Here is a 17,578-nt window from a genome sequence, read left to right on the forward strand (position 1 = left end):
CGCCACCGCCATGCTCACCGCCGCCGGCGGCAACACCGCCAGCATCCCGGCACCGCACATCGAGTACGGCCGACTCTCCCCGATGCTCGTGGTGTTCGCCGTCGCCGTGGCCGGCGTCCTGGTGGAGGCCTTCGTGCCCCGCCGGTACCGGCACTGGACCCAGGTGACGCTCGCCCTGGCCGGGCTGGTCGGCGCCTTCGTCGCCGTGGTGGTGCTGGCCGCGCAGAGCCACGGCTTCACCCGGATCGACCTGCTGGCCATGGAGACGGTCGCGATGGACGGCCCGGCGCTGTTCCTCCAGGGCGTGATCCTGCTGGCCTCGGTGGTCGCGGTGCTCACCTACGCCGAGCGCAGGCTGGAGCCCAAGGCCGGCGGCCTGCCCGCCGACGCCTTCGCCGCCCAGGCCGCCGCCACCCCCGGCGGCGAGCAGGAGCGGGCCGCGGTCCGGGCCGGCTTCGCCACCAGCGAGGTCTTCCCGCTCACCATGTTCGCGGTCGGCGGCATGCTGCTGTTCCCCGCCGCCAACGACCTGCTGACCATGTTCGTGGCGCTGGAGGTCTTCTCGCTGCCGCTGTACCTGCTGTGCGCGCTGGCCCGGCGCCGCCGGCTGCTCTCCCAGGAGGCGGCGGTCAAGTACTTCCTGCTCGGAGCCTTCGCCTCGGCGTTCTTCCTGTTCGGCACCGCGCTGCTGTACGGCTACGCGGGCAGCGTGCGGCTCGGCGACATCGGGGACGTCATCTCCGGCAAGGCGATGACCACCCCCGCGCAGCTGAGCACCACCCAGAGCGACGCGCTGGTGCTGACCGGCCTGGCGATGCTGGCGGTCGGCCTGCTGTTCAAGGTCGCCGCGGTGCCCTTCCACTCCTGGACCCCGGACGTCTACCAGGGCGCGCCGACCCCGGTGACCGGCTTCATGGCGGCGGCCACCAAGGTCGCGGCCTTCGGGGCGTTCCTGCGGCTGTTCTACGTGGCCTTCCCGGGCCTGCGGCTGGACTGGCGGCCGGTGATGTGGGGGGTGGCGATCCTCACCATGGTGGTGGGCGCGGTGCTCGCGGTGACCCAGCAGGACGTCAAGCGGCTGCTGGCGTACTCCTCGATCGCGCACGCCGGGTTCATCCTGACCGGCGTGATCGCCGTCAACAAGCAGGGCATCTCCTCGGTGCTGTTCTACCTGCTGGCGTACTCCTTCGTGACGCTGGGCGCGTTCGCCGTGGTCACCCTGGTGCGCGACTCCAAGGGCGAGGCGACCCACCTGTCCAGCTGGGCCGGGCTCGGGCGGCGCTCGCCACTGGTGGCGGCGGTGTTCGCGCTGTTCCTGCTGGCCTTCGCCGGGATCCCGCTGACCTCCGGTTTCACCGGGAAGTTCGCGGTCTTCCAGGCCGCGGCCAGCGGCGGGGCGACGCCGCTGGTGGTGGTGGGCGTGCTGAGCTCGGCGGTGGCCGCGTTCTTCTACATCCGGGTCATCGTGCTGATGTTCTTCTCGGACCCGCAGCCGGGCGGCCCCACGGTGGCGATCCCGAGCGCCTTCACGGCGACCGCGATCGGGGTGGGGGTGCTGGTCACGCTGGGTCTCGGGCTGCTCCCGCAGTACTTCCTCGACCTCGCGTCCAAGGCCTCGCTGTTCGTGCGCTGACCTTCCCGCCCACCGCTCCCGACCAGGGCCCCGTCCGGGCCGCGCCCAGCCGGCGCGGCCCGGACGGGTCTTTGTCCGGAGCCGGGGCCGGGGGAGTTCCGAGGCTCTCCCACCTTTATTTCCAGCCGAATTCGCCCCCACCGCCATCCGGCCCGCACAGCCGCCCTGACCAGGGCATCAGGCCCGATCATGACAGGATCCGCACGCCCGTGCAGTGATCCACTCGCGACCGGATACCCTGCCTGTATGGCCAGCGGCGGCACTCAGGGACCAGGCCGCTAGATCGACCAGGGACAGAGGAGTGGTCTTCGTGACCGTCGTGGAACCCTTCGGGCTCAGCGTGCAGGACCGCGACCTGACCCGGGACATCCAGGCCGGACTGGAGGCCGTGGAGGCGGCGCTCGGCGAGGCCGTCAAGAGCGACGTCCCCTTCATCACCGTCACCGCCAGTCACCTCCTCGAGGCCGGCGGCAAGCGCTTCCGTCCGCTGCTCCTGCTGCTGGCCGCCCAGTTCGGCGACCCGGGGGCGCCCGGCGTGGTGCCCGCCGCCGTGGTCGTCGAGCTGACCCACCTGGCCACGCTCTACCACGACGACGTCATGGACGAGGCGCCGGTGCGCCGCGGCGCACCGAGCGCCAACTCCCGCTGGGACAACTCGGTCGCCATCCTCACCGGCGACTTCCTGTTCTCCCGCGCCTCCCAGGCGCTCGCCGACCTCGGCCCGGAGGCCGTGCGGATGCAGGCCGAGGCGTTCGAGCGGCTGGTCACCGGCCAGATCCTGGAGACCCGCGGCCCCGGCCAGGACATGGACCCGCTGCTGCACTACCTGGACGTCCTGGAGGGCAAGACCGGCTCGCTGATCGCCGTCGCCTGCCGGATAGGAGCGCAGATGGCCGGCGCCGAGCGCGAGCTGGTGGAGACCCTCGGCGAGTTCGGCGAGCGGATCGGCATCGCCTTCCAGCTGGCCGACGACGTGCTCGACATCGCCAGCGACGGCCACGAGTCCGGCAAGACCCCCGGCACCGACCTGCGCGAGGGCGTGCCGACCCTGCCGACCCTGCTGCTGCGGCAGATGCCCGCCGACCCGGCCGACCCGGACGACACCCGGCTGCGCGAACTGCTCGACCAGGACCTCTCCGACGACGACCTGCACGCCGAGGCGCTGCGCCTGCTGCGCGCCCACCCGGCGCTGGAGCGCGCCCGCGCCGAGACCCTGCGCCGGGCCGAGGAGGCCCGGGCGCTGCTCGCCCCGCTGCCGGCCTGCGCGGCGAAGGCCGCCCTGGAGGGCCTCTGCGACGCGGTGGCGATCCGCACCATGTGAGTCCGGCCGGGGCCGTTCGGGCCCGGCCGCGGTGCGTCCCGGCCCGGGTCCCGTCCCGGGCCCTCGGCACGCCCCGGGATGGGGGAGACTGACTCCCGTCAGCACACCCCTGCCGGGAAGGTCGTTATGCGCCGCGTCGTCATCGCCGAGGACTCCGTACTGCTGAGGGAGGGACTGACCCGGCTGCTCACCGACCGCGGCCTGGAGGTCGTGGCCGGGGTCGGGGACGGCGTCGCCCTGGTGAAGACCATCCACGAGCTGGCGGCGGCCGACGCCCTGCCCGACGTCGTGGTCTCCGACGTGCGGATGCCCCCCACCCACACCGACGAGGGCCTGCGCGCCTGCGTGGAGCTGCGCGGCCGCTACCCGCAGCTGGGCGTGCTGGTGCTCTCGCAGTTCGTGGAGGAGCGCTACGCCTCCGAGCTGCTGGCGGGCTCCACCCGGGGCGTCGGCTACCTGCTCAAGGACCGGGTCGCCGAGGTGCGGGAGTTCGCCGACGCGGTGGTCCGGGTCGCCGAGGGCGGCACCGCGCTGGACCCGGAGGTGGTGCAGCAGCTCCTCAGCCGCAGCCGCAAGGGCGACGTTCTGGCCAATCTCACGCCGCGCGAGCGCGAGGTGCTCGGTCTGATGGCGGAGGGCCGCACCAACGCCGCGGTGGCCAAGCAGCTGGTCGTCTCCGACGGCGCGGTGGAGAAGCACGTCAGCAACATCTTCCTCAAGCTGGGCCTGACGCAGAGCGCGGAGGACCACCGCCGGGTGCTGGCCGTGCTCACCTACCTCAACTCCTGAGGCCCGCCTCCCCGGCTCCTGAGGCGCGCCCGCCCCGGCTCCGGAGATCCGCCCGCCCCGGCTCCCGAGGCGCGCCGCCGCGGTTCCGCCGCCCCGGCGCGCCGGGGAGCGCATCTCGGCCAAGCGTCCGCCGGGTACTCGCACCCGCCCGCCCGAGCCGGAATGATCTCCGGGGGGCGGGCGTTTACGCTCATGTGCGGTACAGCCGCGGGCCGGTGAAATAACTGCCGTGGTGTCCGACCGCCGTCGGGTCGGCCCGCATAGTATGCGAGAGGTGCACCAGGCGGACGGGGCACGGGGCCGCGCCCGCGGTGGTGCGCCCACGAGGAGGTCCGCGGCAGTGACCAGTCAGGTCGATCAGTCAGAGGCAGTGGACGGCCCGGACGGCGGCGAGGCCCGTGCGGGCAGCGGCGACGCACGCCCGGGTTCGGCCGCGCCCGCCGGACCGCCCGCCCCCGGCGGCCCTCCGGTGAAGCCGGGCAAGCCCATCCGCAGACTCGATCGGGTGATCATTCGCTTCGCCGGCGACTCCGGTGACGGCATGCAGCTGACCGGTGACCGGTTCACCTCGGAGACGGCGTCCTTCGGCAACGACCTGTCCACGCTGCCGAACTTCCCGGCCGAGATCCGGGCGCCCGCCGGCACCCTGCCGGGCGTCTCGTCCTTCCAGCTGCACTTCGCCGACCACGACATCCTGACCCCGGGCGACGCCCCGAACGTGCTGGTCGCGATGAACCCGGCCGCGCTGAAGGCGAACGTGCCGGACCTGCCGCGCGGCGCCGAGATCATCGTCAACACCGACGAGTTCACCAAGCGCGCGCTGGCCAAGGTCGGCTACCCGGCGGACCCGCTGACCGACGGTTCGCTGGACGGCTTCCACCTGCACAAGGTGCCGCTGACCACGCTGACCCTGGAGGCGCTCAAGGACAGCGGTCTGGCCCGCAAGGACGCGGAGCGGGCCAAGAACATGTTCGCCCTGGGCCTGCTGTCCTGGATGTACCACCGGCCCACGCACGGAACGGAGTCGTTCCTGCGCACCAAGTTCGCGACGAAGCCGCAGATCGCCGAGGCCAACATCAGCGCCTTCCGGGCGGGCTGGAACTTCGGCGAGACCACGGAGTCCTTCGCGGTCTCCTACGAGGTGCCGCCGGCCAGGCTCCCGGCCGGGCGCTACCGCAACATCTCCGGCAACCTCGCGCTGTCCTACGGGCTGATCGCCGCCGCGGAGCGCTCCGGACTGCCGCTGTACCTGGGCTCGTACCCGATCACCCCGGCCTCGGACATCCTGCACGAGCTGAGCCGGCACAAGAACTTCGGGGTGCGCACCTTCCAGGCGGAGGACGAGATCGCCGGGGTCGGCGCCGCGCTCGGTGCCGCCTTCGGCGGGGCGCTCGGCGTGACGACCACCTCCGGGCCGGGCGTCGCGCTGAAGTCCGAGACGATCGGCCTGGCCGTCTCGCTCGAACTGCCGCTGCTGGTCGTGGACATCCAGCGCGGCGGCCCGTCCACCGGTCTGCCGACCAAGACCGAGCAGGCGGACCTGCTGCAGGCGATGTTCGGCCGAAACGGCGAGGCGCCGGTGCCGATCGTCGCCCCGGCCACGCCCGCGGAGTGCTTCGACGCGGCGCTGGAGGCGGCCCGGATCGCGGTCACCTACCGGACCCCGGTGTTCCTGCTCTCGGACGGCTACCTGGCCAACGGCTCGGAGCCCTGGCGGATCCCCGAGACGGACGAACTGCCGGAGATCGACCCCGGTTTCGCCACCGGGCCGAACCGCGAGGACGGCGCCTTCTGGCCGTACCTGCGCGATCCGCGGACGCTGGCCAGGCCCTGGGCGCTGCCCGGCACGCCCGGCCTGGAGCACCGGATCGGCGGCATCGAGAAGCAGGACGGCACCGGCAACATCTCCTACGACCCGGCCAACCACGACTTCATGGTCCGCACCCGGCAGGCCAAGGTCGACGGCATCACGGTGAAGCCGGTCGAGGTGGACGACCCGACCGGCGACGCCCGGGTGCTGGTGCTCGGCTGGGGCTCGACCTACGGGCCGATCACCGCCGCGGTGCGCCGGGTGCGCGCGGACGGCGGCGAGGTGGCCCAGGCGCACCTGCGCAACCTCAACCCGTTCCCGGCCAACCTGGGCTCGGTGCTGCGGAGTTACGAGAAGATCATCGTGCCCGAGATGAACCTGGGGCAGCTGGCCCTGCTGCTGCGGGCGAAGTACCTGGTGGACGCCGAGTCCTACAACCAGGTGCGCGGACTGCCGTTCAAGGCGGCGCAGTTGGCGGACGTGCTGTGGGCCGCGATCGGCACCCTGGACGAGGAGGACCACCGATGAACGAGCACGCCTTCCCGTCCTTGCGACTGGTGCCCAGGGCCGAGGGCCCGCAGAGCGCCCGGGACTTCAAGACCGACCAGGAGGTGCGCTGGTGCCCCGGCTGCGGGGACTACGCGATCCTGGCGGCGGTGCAGTCCTTCATGCCGGAGCTGGGCATCAAGCGCGAGAACACGGTGTTCGTCTCGGGCATCGGCTGCTCCTCGCGCTTCCCGTACTACATGAACACCTACGGGGTGCACTCGATCCACGGTCGGGCGCCGGCGATCGCGACCGGGCTGGCCACCGCGCGCCAGGACCTGAGCGTCTGGGTGGTGACCGGGGACGGCGACGCGCTGTCGATCGGCGGCAACCACCTGATCCACGCCCTGCGGCGGAACGTCGATCTGAAGATCCTGCTGTTCAACAACCGTATCTACGGCCTCACCAAGGGCCAGTACTCGCCCACCAGTGAGATGGGCAAGATCACCAAGTCCACCCCGATGGGCTCGCTGGACGCGCCGTTCAACCCGCTGTCGCTGGCGATCGGTGCCGAGGCCACCTTCGTCGCCCGCACCATCGACTCGGACCGCCAGCACCTCCAGTCGGTGCTGCGGGCGGCCGCCCGGCACGAGGGCACGGCGCTGGTGGAGATCTACCAGAACTGCAACATCTTCAACGACGGCGCCTTCGAGGTGCTGAAGGAGCCCGGCAGCCGGGACGAGGCGCTGATCCGGCTGGAGCACGGGCAGCCCGTCCGGTTCGGCGCGGACCTGGCGAACGGCGTCTTCCGGGGCCCGGACGGCGAGCTGTCCACCGCCCCGGTCACGGCGGACAACGAGGCGAACGTGCTGGTCCACGACGCGCACGCGGCCAGCCCCGCCACCGCCTTCGCGCTCTCCCGGATCGCCGACGCGGACACCCTGCACCACACGCCGATCGGCGTGCTGCGCAGCGTCGAACGGCCGGTCTACGACGAGCTGATGGCGGACCAGCTGGCCGCCGCCACCGCCCGGCGCGGACCGGGCGATCTGGCCGCGCTGCTCGCCGGCAACGACACCTGGACGGTGGACTGACCGTCCGCCGACGCGCAGCGGCGCCCCCGTCCCGGCCGGGACGGGGGCGCCGTCGTCGTTCCGGCTGCCCTCCTGCTCGGTCTGCCGCCTGCCCTACTGCGCGACCCACTCGACCAGTTCGATCACCACCCCGTTCGGGTCGGCGACCTGGAAGAGCTTCTCGCCCCACGGCTCCTCGCGCAGCGGCAGGGTGATCACGACCCCCTCCTCGCGCAGCCGGCTCTCCTCGGCGGCGATGTCCTCGACGACGAACGCCAGGATCACGCCGTCGGCGAGCCGGTGGCGCTGCTCCTCCGGCAGGACTTCGAGGCCGCGGCGCAGGTAGACGACGTTGACCCCGCCGCCGGGGTGGGCGAGCGAGACGAAGCCGTCGGCCGACATCTCCTCGGTGTAGCCGAAGTGCCGCTGGAGGAAGGCGGCGGAGGCGGTGACGTCCTCGACGGTCAGGGAGACGGCGGTCCTGGTGATCTGCAAGGCGGATGGCCCTTTCGTCGGTGCTCATGCGGTTATCCCGTACGCAGTACACTATACATAGTACGGAGAATTGCGCCAGTCCTTTCCGAACGGGATCCCTCCGGGGCCGGAACGACGGAGGGAGGCTCCCTGGGCGGGGAGCCTCCCTCGGAAGGCGGGTGCGGAGGGCGTCAGTAGACGCAGGGGATGCCGCCGTCGGACTGGGCGTCCACGGCGGGGCCCTGCATGGGCAGGTTGGCGGCCGGGTCGGTCGGGGCGGCGCCGGCGGGCGGGGCGGGCGGGTCGGCCTCGACGCCGGTGAAGGCGGTGCCGAGGGTGACGACGACGTGGTCGGCGGCGGTGGCGGCGGACTCGGCGGCGGTCACCCCGTAGCGGGCCGCGATCTGTTCGGCGGCCTCCTTGGCGCCCTTGCCGTAGCTGACGGTGGTGGTCTTCGGCCGGGTGCCGGCCGAGCCGGTGCGGCCCTCCCTGAAGCCCATGGCGACCAGGGCCCTGGCCTCGCCGGCGGAGGTGACCCCGGCGGCGGAGGACGCGTTGAAGACGTCCACGGTGACCGGCCTGGCGGCGGCCGGGGGCGTGGTCGCGGCCGGCGGGGCGGTGGTGGCCGGGGCGGAGGCGGCGGCCGGGCCGCCGGGGGTGCCCGTCGGGTCGGCCGGGGCCGGGGCGGCGTCGGCGTAGCCGAAGAGCTGCTTGACCACCTTCTGGACCTTCGCCGGAGTCACCAGGTTGACGTCCTGGCCGTTCCTGGTGCCGAAGCCGTCGAAGGTCAGGGTGTTGAACTCGACGTTGCCGCCGGTGAGGTTGGGGGCCTGCTGGGCGAAGTCGAGCACGTTCCACTCGTTGTCGATCACCAGGTCCTTCTGCACCACCCCCATCAGCTCCTGCATCTTGGCGAGGTCGCCGAGGACGCCCTTCTGCTTGAGGTTGTGCACCACCGAGGAGATGAAGGCCTGCTGGCGGTGGGTGCGGGCGAAGTCGCCGGTGTTTCCGTCCGGGCCGTCCAGGTTGTGGCGCTGGCGGACGAAGGAGAGCGCCTGCGAGGCGTTCAGGTGGTTGACGCCCTTGTGGAAGTCGGCGCCGGAGCCCTGGCCCTCCATGGCCGGGTCCCTGGTGTCGTGGGTGAGGCAGACGTCGATCGGCTGGAGGGCCTTGGCGATGTCGTAGAAGCCCATCAGGTTGACCTCGGCGATGTGGTCGACGGGCTGGTCGAGGAACTTCTGCACGGTGCGGATGGTGGCCGCGCGGCCGATGTCCCGGCCGGCCTTCTCCAGGTCGGCGCCCTTGAGGCCCTTGGCGCGCAGGCCGGCGTCGGCCTTCTCCTTGGCCGCGCCGTAGGCCTCCTTGATCTTGGCCATGCCCAGCTGGGAGCCGTCGGCGCCGTAGGTCATCACGTAGTCGTCGCGCGGTATCGAGACGGCCTGCACCTTGCCGCCGTTGGCCGGTATGTGCAGCAGGATCAGGGAGTTGGTGTTGTAGCCGCCGATGTCGGAGCTGTGGCCGGCGTGCAGCTCGTCCTGGACGAACTCGGGCGGGAGGTCCGTGCCGTCCATGTTCTTGCGGCTGTCCAGCCCGATCAGCAGCAGGTTGACCGAGTTGTCGAGGTGCTTGGGCGCGTCCTTCTTGGTCTCGGCGATGACGCCGGAGGTGGTCATCCCGTCGGTGAGCTGCTTGTACTCGTACCAGACCACCCCGCTGGCGGCGAACACCGCGAACCCGACGGTGCAGGCCAGCACCCGGCCCGCGACCAGCGCGGGGGAGGTGCGGCGGGCCCCGGTGCCCGTACTGGTCCCTGTGTCGTCAGCCATGCCGCCTCCTCCTCGCCCGGACCAGCCGGACCGTGATCACGACGACGGCCGCGGCCGCGGCCCCGGCCATCACGGGAAAGCCGTGCACCACCCACTTGGCGGCGCCGGTGGCCAGGCCCTTGCCCTGGTACCGGTCGCGGTGGGCGGTCAGCTCGGCGGCGGCCGTCACGCCCAGGACGACCAGCGGCGAGCCGGCGAGCACCCACCACCAGCCGTTGCGGCCGCTCAGCGCGGCCGCCAGGCCGGTGCCGAGCACCGCGGCCACGGCGAGGGCCGGGCCGGTGCCGCGGCCGGAGAGCTCGTCGACCGCGGCGCCGGCCAGCGGCAGCCCGAGCGCGAGGGCCACCGGCAGCGCGGGGCCGCCGGGCAGGGGGCGTATGGGCCCGGCGGGCCCGTCCGCCGTTCGTCGGCGCGCCCGCCGGCCGGCCGGCCGTCCTCGTTGCCCCGTCACGCCCTCACCCCGGTGTTCCCGTGTCCCGCGCGCCACGGTGGCGCCCGCGCCACATGCCGTCCGTCGGTCCCGGAAGTTTGTTCGTGGCGCTGCCAGTTCCGGACGCCGCTTTCCGGCCGGCCGGTTCCCGTGCGGGCCCGGCCGCCCGGGGGCGGAGGCGCTTCCCATGCTTCTACACAGGTGTAGAAGTCGTACGCAGCATAGAGCACGCCTGTTCGGTGGCGCGCCCCGGTTCGCGGCGATACGGATAAACTACACCGGCTAGTTTTTGCGACGGTCGGCCGAGGGGCCGGCGGAGGAGGAGAGGGCCGTGGCGGCGACGGGCGGAGCGGGGCGACCGGAGAAGCGCAGGGCGATCACCCGGGCCGCGACCGCGGTGTTCGGGCGCGAGGGGTACGCCCGGGCCAGCATGGACGCGATCGCGGCCGAGGCCGGGGTGTCCAAGCGGACGGTCTACAACCACTTCGCCGACAAGGAGACCCTCTTCCTGTCGGTGGCCCTGCAGAACTCGGCGGAGCTGACCGAGCGGATCGCGGAGCTGATGGCGAAGTACCTCGACCGGGTGGTGGAGCTGCGCCAGGACCTGATCGACTTCGCCGTCGAGCGGGCCCGCGCCGTGCTGTCCGCCGCCGAGCACGGCGCGCTCGGCCGGGCGATCCGGGCCGAGGTGGCCAACATCCCGGCGGACGTCCTGGCGGCCTGGCTGGAGGCCGGGCCGGTCGCCTCCCAGCGCGAACTCGCGGCGCGCTTCGAGGCGCTCGCCGGGCGCGGGCTGCTCGCGGTCGAGGACGCCGGCCTGGCCGCGGAGCAGTTCACCCTGCTGACCTTCCACGGCATCGCCGAGCGCTCGTTCTGGGGCGCGCTCCCGATCGCGGACGAGGAGGTCGAGCGGGTCGCGACGGCCGGTGTGGACGCCTTCCTGCGGATCCACGGCCCGTCGGCGCCGTCGCCGCGGGCGCGGGGCTGAGAACGCCCCGGGCGGGGACGGCCGTGCGCCGCCCCCGCCCGGACCACCCGTCGGTCACTTCCAGTTGAGGCCCTTGCCGAGGGTGTACGGGTCGCCCCAGTACTCGGCGCCCGCGATCCGGGAGGCCTCCGGGGACATCGCCACCGCGCAGGAGGTGGCGGACTGGCCGTTGGTGAAGCCCTTGGGCAGCGACTCGCTCTTGCACTTGGGGAAGGAGCCGATGACCATCAGCTCCTGCGCCTCGGTGCCGTCCGCCAGCAGGCCCTTCATGTGGTTGACGCTGGTGTACGCCAGGTCGGTGCTGCCGGCGTTGGTCACCTTGTAGTGGATGTAGTACGGCACCAGGCCCTTGGCCTTGTCGCCCAGGTTGAGCGGGGCGAGGTCGGCCGGGTCGCCCTTCTCGATCGAGGTGACGGCGAGCGCGATGGTGCCCTTGGTGCTGCCCGAGCTGAACGGGATGGTGGCGGACTCGCCGAGCTTCAGCGTGGTCCCGGCCGCCGGGGCGCTGCCGGCCGGCGCGGGCGCGGAGGCCGAACCGGAGGCGGCCGGGGTGGTGGCCGCGGCCGTCGGCGAGGCGGCCGGGCTGGCGGGCGCACCGGTCGCCGGCGGGGTCGTCGGGGTGTCGGCCGCCCCGGCGTCGTCGTTGCAGGCGGTCAGGGTGAGCGCGCCGACCGCGGCCATCGAGGCCAGGGCCAGGGCACGGCGACTGCTGCGGACGGTCTTCACGTGAGGTCCCCCGTGGTTGCGGACCCCCGGTTCCGGCGGTCCTCCTGAGGGACGTTCATAGCGCAGCGCGAACGATCGGAGCCATGGTTCCGGCCCCGCTCTGACGCGGTCGTGACGAGTCCCTGGCGCGGTTGTGACAAGGGATATCGAGTCGTGATCAACCACCCCCGGCCGTGGCGCCGAGGCGCCGTCCGACGCCGGTGCGGAGGCTGTGGGCCACCCGTGCGGGCCGGGTGAGGAGCCCGGTCCTCCCGTCGGCGCCGACGGGAGGACCGGGAGCCGGGGATCAGCCCAGCAGCCAGCGCTGGGCCGGGCCGCCGGTGTCGCAGGAGGCCACCTTGGTGGCCCGGCCGCCGCCGTCGGAAAGGGCGTGCCGCGTGTGGCTATCCGGGGTGCGAGCTGATCGTGGAGACGGGCTCGTTGTGCAAACCGCACCGGCTCCAGCAGCATCGTGACGGGCGGCTGAAGTCGCTCCGGGTGGGCCGGGTCGGCCCGGTGAGCGAGGCCTGCGAGGTGGTGGCAGGTGGTGGTCATGCCCGCGAGGACCTGCTCTGTCGGTGCACCGAGTGCGCTCGCGACTACCGCAAGCGGCTTCACCTGAGGTCGCGTTACGGGCTCTCGTGGGACGAGTACACGGGGCTGTTGGAGTTCCAGGGCGGGCGGTGTGCGATCTGCCGACGCACTGAGCCCGGAGGAATCGGGGTCTGGCACGTCGATCACGACCACGGGTGTTGCCCGGATCCGTCGGTCTCCTGCGGCCAGTGCGTGCGCGGGATCGTGTGCAACGCGTGCAACAGTTCCGGACTCGCCTGGTACGAGCGGCTTCCGGAGGAACTCCGCTCATTCGATCTCCTGAACGGCTACCTCTCGGATCCGCCGGCTGTGCGTTTCCGGGCCGCCCGGTGAGGGTGGAAGGGGAGGTCAGACCTGACCGAAGGTCTGGACGTACCGGCCCCGGGATCCGTGTCCGCGGGGTGCGCATCCGACACCGAGGTGGTTGAAGCGGGGGTCGAGGACGATCTCGCGCTGCTGTGGGCTGTTCATCCACATCCCCATGGCCTCCGGCACGTGGTCGGCGGGGGCGACGTTCTCGGCGGCGAAGCGAAAGGCGAAGCCTGCGGCTCGTACCCGACGCCACGGAGTGCTGCCGTCGGAGCCGTCGTGCTGGGTGAGGCCGTGCGTGGCCAGGTCGTCCGCGTGGCGCTGGGCGGCGGCCGTCAGCCTCTCGTCCAGGCGGACCGGTCGCGCGCCGATGCGGGTGCGCTCCGCATTGACGGCGGTCAGCATCTCGAGGTGGACGTCACCGGCGACGGGCCGCGGTCGTACCTCGGGCCGTCGCCGGCCGCCGCCGGTGCCGTCGGCCGGGACGAACTGCCAGTGCTGCGCCGGATCGGTGTGGTTCAGCCTGGCCAGGGTGAGCGGGGAACCGGGGACGGACGCGGTGAGGAAGAGGTCGCGCGCGTCCGCGCGCATCGTCCGGATGCGGAGCCAGCCACCGCCGACGACCTCCAGGCACCAGCGTTGGGCGGGTTGTCCATCGAGGCCGGACAGCGAGGTCCGGCCCGCGCCGTGGTCGTAGTGCATGACCATGGCCTGGCCGGGGGCGTACCTTCCCCGGGTCAACTGGGTCTCCAGCACCCAGTTGCCGTCAATGGCCCAGGAGACCCAGCCCTGGGCGGAGGTGCCGTTGGGTTCCCCGGATCGGATCGGGGTGCCTCGGTCGGGGCGGCCGGGGCCCAGGTCGGCGACCGTGCCGTTCGCCGACCTGAGTGTCCACACCTGGCCGTTCCGTACGGGCGTGGGCATGGTTGCGCCTCTCGTCTGTGGAGTCGCCCCGGGCCGCAACCGCGGCGGCCCGGGGCCTGACGGGAGAGACGTTCCGGCATGGCGGTAGACGGGCGGTCAACGCGCGTAGCCGACGCCCACGTTGATGCCCTGTCTACCGCGCCAGATCCGCCCTGACCTGCGCCGATTCCTCCTGGAGGCCCAGCCGCTCGTACACCTCCAGCGAGTCCGTCAGACAGGCCCGGGCCTGGCGCGGGCGGCCGAGACCGGTGAGCGCGGTGCCGAGGGTGCGCAGCAGGGCGGCCTCCAGGGCGGCGCTGGTGCGGCGGGCGAGCGGCAGGACGGCCTCGGCGGCGTCGACCGCGAGCAGCCAGCGGCCGGCCTCGGCGTGGATGCGGGCGGCGAGGTCCCCGGAGGCGGCGGCGAAGACGGTGACCTGGAGGGCGGCGAACTCCTCCCGGGCGCCGACGGCGTGGGTGAGCGCCGCCTCCGGGTCGCCGCACAGCCGCAGGACCCGGGCCAGGTAGTAGCGGCCGGTCGCGGCGGAGACCGGACCGGAGCCGCTCATCAGGCGGGCGCCGCGTTCGGCGGCCGACCGGGCCTCGTCGAGCCGGCCGGTCTGGGCGGCGCTGAAGGCGAACTCGCCCAGGGCGCTGCCCTCGGCGCGTTCGGCGCCGAGGCGGTGGAACAACTCGGCGGCCCGGCCGGCGTGTTCGGCGGCCTCGGCGTAGCGGCCGTGGATCCGGGCGTTGCCGCCGAGGGTGAGCAGGGCCTTGGCGAGGACGCGTTCGGTGGCGGGCGAGGCGCAGAGGTCGACGGCCCGGCGGATCTCCCCCTCCGACTCGGCGTAGCGGTTGACGTGCCAGAGCATGGCACCGCGCAGGTAGCGGGCGAGGGCGAGCGGGCCGTGCTCGCCGCCTGCCTCGGCCTCGCCGGCGAGGCGTTCGGCGAGGTCGGCGATGACGGTGGTCCGGGTGCGTTCGGCGAGCACCGAGCCCATCCGGTCGGCGAGTTCGGCGGCGCGGTCGAGCGGCAGGGCAGGGTCGGCGCAGCTCAGGGCGATGACGGCGGCGTGCACCTCGGCCTGCTCGCGCATCCAGCGCACCGCCTCGGCGCCGTCGACGACCGGTCGGCCGGGGTGGGCCACGGGCACGTCGAGCAGGCTGAGCTCGGCCGGATCGGCCTTGCGGGCGGCGAGGTCGGCGTTGCGCGCGGTGGCGAGGCAGAAGTCGAGCAGCCGGTCGGTGGCGGCGGTGCGTGCGGCGGCGCCGTCCTCGGCGGTGAGCCGGGCACGGGCGTAGGCGCGGACGAGGTCGTGGAAGCCGTAGCGCCCGAAGCGGGGGGACTGCAGCAGGTTGAGGTCGACGAGGGTTTCGAGCAGTTCGCCGGTCTCGGCCTCGGAGCGGTCGAGCAGGGCGGCGGCGCAGGGCAGCGGGACGTCCGGGGCGTCGGGCAGGGCGAGCAGCCGGAAGGCCCGGGCGAGCTCGGCGTCGAGGCGGTGGTAGGAGAGCGCGAAGCTGGCCTCCACGGTCCGTTCGCCGTCGCTGAGTTCGGCCAGCCGGTGCTCCCGGCGCAGGCCTTCGGCGAGGGCGGCCAGGGTGAGCGACGGGTCGGCGGCGAGCCGGGAGGCGACGATGCGCACGGCGAGCGGCAGCAGTCCGCAGGCCCGGACGACCTCCTCGGCGGCCCCGGGTTCGGCGGCGACGCGTTCGGCGCCGACGATGCGGGTGAGCAGCTCCAGGGCCTGTTCGGGCGGCAGGGTGTCCAGGCGCAGCTGGTGGGCCCCGGCGAGGCCGGTCAGCCGGTGGCGGCTGGTGACGAGGACGGCGCAGCCGGGTGAGCCGGGCAGCAGCGGTTCGACGTGGCCGGGGGTGGCGGCGTTGTCGAGGACGACCAGGACGCGCCGTCCGGCCAGGGCCGAGCGGTAGAGCGCGCTGCGTTCGCCGGTGTCCGGCGGGATCTCGCCCGGGTCGACGCCGAGGTCGCGCAGGAAGCCGGCGAGCACCGTGCCGGGGTCGGGCGGGGTGTGGTCGGCGCCGCGCAGGTCGGCGAAGAGCTGTCCGTCGGGGAAGCGGTCGCGGACCCGGCGGGCCACGTGCACGGCGAGGGCGGTCTTGCCGACGCCGCCCATGCCGTCCAGGGCGGAGACCACGACGGCCCGGCCGCCGGCGGCGGAGAGCCGGTCGGTGAGGGTCTCGGCCTCCTCGGTGCGGCCGGTGAAGTCGGGCAGGCCGGCGGGGAGCTGGTCGGGTGCCTGCCAGCGGTCGGCCTCGGCGGCGGGTTCGTCCGGGTCGGCGGTGGCGCCGGCGGGCAGCAGCGAGGCGTCCTCGCGCAGGATGCGCAGTTGCAGGGCGGCCGGTCCGTCCGCGCCCGGCGGGAGCGAGGCGCGGGCGTCCTCGTACACGGCGAGTGCCTCGGCCCTGCGGCCGGCCTGGTAGAGGGCGCGCATCAGGACGGCGGTGAGCCGGGGCCGGCCGGGGTGCTCCAGGGCGAGGGCGGCGGCCGCCGCGGTGAGGTCGGTGCGGTCGCCGAGGTCGGCGTCCAGCTCCAGTTCCGTCTCCTTGGCCGAGATCCGCTGCTCGGTGAGCCCGGCGCGGACGGCCTCGGCGTGCGGCCCGGGCAGCCCGGCCAGCGGTTCGCCGACCCACAGCCGCTGGCCGCGCCGCAGCACCTCCCGGACCTGCTGCGGCGGTGCGTCCGCGGCGCGCAGTCGTCCGGCCTCGGCCAGCAGCGCCTCCCAGGCGGCCGTGTCCACCTCGGCGCCGGACAGCCGGAGCGCGTAGCCGTCGCCGACCCGGAGCAGCGGCATCCGCTGCGGGTCGTCCCCGGCGTACGGCCGGAACGCGGTGCGCAGCCGGGAGACGGCGAGCTGGACGGCCTTGCGCGGGTCGGCCGGCGCGGCCCCGCCCCACACCCCCTCGACCAGCACCGGGACCGCCACCGTCCGTCCGGCGGCGGCCAGCAGCACGGCGAGCACGGCCCGCTGCTGCGGCCTGCCCAGCTCCAGCTCCCGTTCCCCGTACCAGGCCCGCAGCGGTCCCAGCAGTCCGAACCGCAGCCCGGATCCCCCCATGTCAGCCATGTCCCGTCCCGAAAGTCGTTCCGCGCCGGGATTGCGCCACTTCCGTACGGACAGCGGCGCCCCCGTGTCCCGGCGGCTTATGCTCTGTCACTGATTGTGCACGGCTAGAGGGTTCGAGGAGTGGCCCGTGGGGCTCGTTTTCAGCCTGCTGGGACCGCTGCGGGCCCGGTCCGACGGCCGGCAGCTCGACCTCGGCCGACCGCAGCAGCGCGCCGTGCTCGCGGCGCTGCTGATCCCGCCGGGGCAGCTGGTGGCGACGGACCGGCTGGTCGAGGACCTGTGGGGAGGGGACGACACCCGCTGGCCGAAGGACCCGGTCGGGCAGATCGGCACCCATGTGCACCGTCTGCGGCGGGCCCTGGGCGCGCCGGGGCTGCTGGTCGGGACGGCGGGCGGCTACCGGTTGGAGGTGCCGCGCACGGCGGTGGACCTCTTCGGCTACGAGGCCGGGGTGGCGGAGGCCGTCGCACTGCGTCACCAGGATCCGCTGCGGGCGCGCGAGGTGCTGCAGCGGGCACTGGGGGCCTGGCAGGGGCCGCACGCGCTGGACGGCGTGCCCGGGACGTTCGCCGAGCGGGTCCGGGAGCGGCTGGCGGCCGGACGGTTCGCGGCGGTGAAGGCGCTGCACGGCCTTGACCTCGCTCTCGGCCGGCACGCCGAGGCGCTGGAGCCGCTGGCCGGGCTGGCGGCCGGGCACCCGCGGGACGAGGAGGTGCACCGGTTGCACCTGCTGGCGCTGCACCGCTGCGGCCGGACGGCGCAGGCGCTGGCGGCGTACGAGGACCTGCGGGAACGGCTGGACGGGGAGCTCGGGCTCGAACCCGCCCCGGCGCTGGTGGAGCTGGCCGAGCAGATCCGGCGCGGGGACGCCCCCGTGCTGCTGCGGCGGCTGCCGAGGCCGGGGCAGCTGCCGCCGGACATCCCGGACCTGGTCGGGCGGGCGGTGCAGGTGCGGGAGGCGGAGCGGGCGCTGCGGGCGGACGGGTCGCCGGTGCTGGGGCTCTCGGGCCCGGCGGGCAGCGGCGCGTCGGCGCTGGCGGTGCACGTGGCGCACGCGGTCCGGGACGCCTTCCCGGACGGGCAGCTGTACGCGAGAGAGCTGTCCGCGGGCGGGCGTGAGCACGCGGGCGGTGGCGGCTCCGGCGCGGTGCTGGC

General features: G+C 73.9%; 14 protein-coding genes (1 of these 14 cut by a window edge). 8 read left to right on the forward strand and 6 right to left on the reverse strand.

Features of this window, described 5'->3' with window-relative positions:
* Positions 1–10 precede the first annotated feature (10 nt).
* From nuoN to ACZ5GH_RS21025, 5 genes are all read left to right on the forward strand, one after another.
* Positions 11–1,633 (forward strand): NADH-quinone oxidoreductase subunit NuoN, encoded by a 1,623-nt coding sequence (gene nuoN, locus ACZ5GH_RS21005; protein ID WP_387760047.1) that lies wholly within the window; start codon positions 11–13, stop codon positions 1,631–1,633.
* Positions 1,634–1,943: 310 nt separating this feature from the next.
* Entirely contained in the window at positions 1,944–2,954 is a 1,011-nt protein-coding gene (locus tag ACZ5GH_RS21010) for a polyprenyl synthetase family protein (RefSeq protein WP_401117931.1), read from the forward strand.
* A 126-nt stretch (positions 2,955–3,080) separates the two neighbouring features.
* Positions 3,081–3,743: a LuxR C-terminal-related transcriptional regulator gene (locus tag ACZ5GH_RS21015; protein WP_464334994.1), complete on the forward strand. Its 663-nt coding sequence runs from the start codon at positions 3,081–3,083 to the stop codon at positions 3,741–3,743.
* A 340-nt stretch (positions 3,744–4,083) separates the two neighbouring features.
* Positions 4,084–6,081 carry a 2-oxoacid:acceptor oxidoreductase subunit alpha gene (locus tag ACZ5GH_RS21020; protein WP_464334995.1) on the forward strand — a complete coding sequence of 666 codons (1,998 nt, stop codon included), beginning with the start codon at positions 4,084–4,086 and terminating at the stop codon, positions 6,079–6,081.
* Positions 6,078–7,133, forward strand: coding sequence for a 2-oxoacid:ferredoxin oxidoreductase subunit beta (locus tag ACZ5GH_RS21025; protein ID WP_464334996.1), 1,056 nt, complete (start codon positions 6,078–6,080; stop codon positions 7,131–7,133). Before ACZ5GH_RS21020 ends, ACZ5GH_RS21025 begins: the two co-directional genes overlap by 4 nt.
* A 93-nt stretch (positions 7,134–7,226) precedes the next feature.
* On the opposite strand, the gene ACZ5GH_RS21030 is transcribed toward ACZ5GH_RS21025, so the two are convergent.
* The 3 genes from ACZ5GH_RS21030 to ACZ5GH_RS21040 all read right to left on the reverse strand — a co-directional run bounded on the left by ACZ5GH_RS21030 (position 7,227) and on the right by ACZ5GH_RS21040 (position 9,863).
* Complete coding sequence (locus ACZ5GH_RS21030; protein WP_387760026.1) at positions 7,227–7,607, reverse strand: VOC family protein; 381 nt, start codon at positions 7,605–7,607, stop codon at positions 7,227–7,229.
* A 170-nt stretch (positions 7,608–7,777) separates the two neighbouring features.
* Positions 7,778–9,412 carry an LCP family protein gene (locus tag ACZ5GH_RS21035; RefSeq protein ID WP_464334997.1) on the reverse strand — a complete coding sequence of 545 codons (1,635 nt, stop codon included), beginning with the start codon at positions 9,410–9,412 and terminating at the stop codon, positions 7,778–7,780.
* Positions 9,405–9,863 (reverse strand): DUF6542 domain-containing protein, encoded by a 459-nt coding sequence (locus ACZ5GH_RS21040; protein WP_464334998.1) that lies wholly within the window; start codon positions 9,861–9,863, stop codon positions 9,405–9,407. Before ACZ5GH_RS21040 ends, ACZ5GH_RS21035 begins: the two co-directional genes overlap by 8 nt.
* Before the next feature lie 310 nt (positions 9,864–10,173).
* Here ACZ5GH_RS21040 and ACZ5GH_RS21045 point away from each other — a divergent pair, with 310 nt between their 5' ends.
* Positions 10,174–10,830, forward strand: coding sequence for a TetR/AcrR family transcriptional regulator (locus ACZ5GH_RS21045; RefSeq protein WP_464334999.1), 657 nt, complete (start codon positions 10,174–10,176; stop codon positions 10,828–10,830).
* A 54-nt stretch (positions 10,831–10,884) separates the two neighbouring features.
* Here ACZ5GH_RS21045 and ACZ5GH_RS21050 read toward each other — a convergent pair whose 3' ends face one another.
* Complete coding sequence (locus tag ACZ5GH_RS21050) at positions 10,885–11,556, reverse strand: hypothetical protein (protein ID WP_387760032.1); 672 nt, start codon at positions 11,554–11,556, stop codon at positions 10,885–10,887.
* A 516-nt stretch (positions 11,557–12,072) separates the two neighbouring features.
* Here ACZ5GH_RS21050 and ACZ5GH_RS21055 point away from each other — a divergent pair.
* Positions 12,073–12,462 (forward strand): endonuclease domain-containing protein, encoded by a 390-nt coding sequence (locus ACZ5GH_RS21055; protein ID WP_464336850.1) that lies wholly within the window; start codon positions 12,073–12,075, stop codon positions 12,460–12,462.
* Positions 12,463–12,477: 15 nt separating this feature from the next.
* Here the strand turns inward: ACZ5GH_RS21055 and ACZ5GH_RS21060 are convergent, their stop codons facing one another.
* Complete coding sequence (locus ACZ5GH_RS21060) at positions 12,478–13,362, reverse strand: CAP domain-containing protein (protein WP_464335000.1); 885 nt, start codon at positions 13,360–13,362, stop codon at positions 12,478–12,480.
* 133 nt (positions 13,363–13,495) lie between these two features.
* Positions 13,496–16,423 (reverse strand): AfsR/SARP family transcriptional regulator, encoded by a 2,928-nt coding sequence (locus ACZ5GH_RS21065; protein WP_464335001.1) that lies wholly within the window; start codon positions 16,421–16,423, stop codon positions 13,496–13,498.
* A gap of 127 nt (positions 16,424–16,550) precedes the next feature.
* Between ACZ5GH_RS21065 and ACZ5GH_RS21070 the strand changes: the two genes are divergently transcribed.
* A protein-coding gene (locus ACZ5GH_RS21070; RefSeq protein ID WP_464335002.1) for an AfsR/SARP family transcriptional regulator crosses the window boundary here: on the forward strand, positions 16,551–17,578 show its 5' portion. Its footprint extends 427 nt past the window's final position; 1,028 of the gene's 1,455 nt are visible here — the first part of the coding sequence; its start codon is at positions 16,551–16,553; the stop codon falls past the right edge of the window.

The organism is Kitasatospora sp. Xyl93 (assembly GCF_055383135.1).